1 protein-coding gene is annotated in these 1,329 nt (G+C 44.0%); it reads right to left on the minus strand.

Features of this window, described 5'->3' with window-relative positions; translation table 11 throughout:
- Positions 1–13: 13 nt before the first annotated feature.
- Positions 14–1,222, minus strand: a complete 1,209-nt coding sequence (locus FC814_RS22475) for an IS4-like element ISVsa5 family transposase (protein WP_001339197.1) — start codon at positions 1,220–1,222, stop codon at positions 14–16.
- Positions 1,223–1,329: the final 107 nt, after the last annotated feature.

Genomic DNA, 1,329 nt, shown 5'->3' on the forward strand with positions numbered 1-1,329 from the left:
CTGAGAGATCCCCTCATAATTTCCCCAAAGCGTAACCATGTGTGAATAAATTTTGAGCTAGTAGGGTTGCAGCCACGAGTAAGTCTTCCCTTGTTATTGTGTAGCCAGAATGCCGCAAAACTTCCATGCCTAAGCGAACTGTTGAGAGTACGTTTCGATTTCTGACTGTGTTAGCCTGGAAGTGCTTGTCCCAACCTTGTTTCTGAGCATGAACGCCCGCAAGCCAACATGTTAGTTGAAGCATCAGGGCGATTAGCAGCATGATATCAAAACGCTCTGAGCTGCTCGTTCGGCTATGGCGTAGGCCTAGTCCGTAGGCAGGACTTTTCAAGTCTCGGAAGGTTTCTTCAATCTGCATTCGCTTCGAATAGATATTAACAAGTTGTTTGGGTGTTCGAATTTCAACAGGTAAGTTAGTTGCTAGAACCCATGGCTCCTTTGCCGACGCTGAGTAGATTTTAGGTGACGGGTGGTGACAATGAGTCCGTGTCGAGCGCTGATTTTTTCGGCCTTTAGAGCGAGATTTATACAATAGAATTTGGCATGAGATTGGATTGCTTTTAGTCAGCCTCTTATAGCCTAAAGTCTTTGAGTGACTAGATGACATATCATGTAAGTTGCTGATAGGTTTCCAGTTTTCCGCTCCTAGGTCTGCATATTGTACTTTTCCTCTTACTCGACTTAACCAGTACCAACCCAGCTTCTCAACGGATTTATACCATGGCACTTTAAAGCCAGCATCACTGACAATGAGCGGTGTGGTGTTACTCGGTAGAATGCTCGCAAGGTCGGCTAGAAATTGGTCATGAGCTTTCTTTGAACATTGCTCTGAAAGCGGGAACGCTTTCTCATAAAGAGTAACAGAACGACCGTGTAGTGCGACTGAAGCTCGCAATACCATAAGTCGTTTTTGCTCACGAATATCAGACCAGTCAACAAGTACAATGGGCATCGTATTGCCCGAACAGATAAAGCTAGCATGCCAACGGTATACAGCGAGTCGCTCTTTGTGGAGGTGACGATTACCTAACAATCGGTCGATTCGTTTGATGTTATGTTTTGTTCTCGCTTTGGTTGGCAGGTTACGGCCAAGTTCGGTAAGAGTGAGAGTTTTACAGTCAAGTAATGCGTGGCAAGCCAACGTTAAGCTGTTGAGTCGTTTTAAGTGTAATTCGGGGCAGAATTGGTAAAGAGAGTCGTGTAAAATATCGAGTTCGCACATCTTGTTGTCTGATTATTGATTTTTCGCGAAACCATTTGATCATATGACAAGATGTGTATCCACCTTAACTTAATGATTTTTACCAAAATCATTAGGGGATTCATCAG

The sequence above is a fragment of the Escherichia sp. MR genome, from assembly GCF_005280595.1.
Taxonomy (GTDB): Bacteria; Pseudomonadota; Gammaproteobacteria; order Enterobacterales; family Enterobacteriaceae; genus Escherichia; species Escherichia ruysiae.

Coding starts and splice junctions, on each gene's coding strand:
- FC814_RS22475 (WP_001339197.1), bottom strand. CDS start 1,222: ATGTGCGAACTCGATATTTTACACGACTCTCTTTACCAATTCTGCCCC.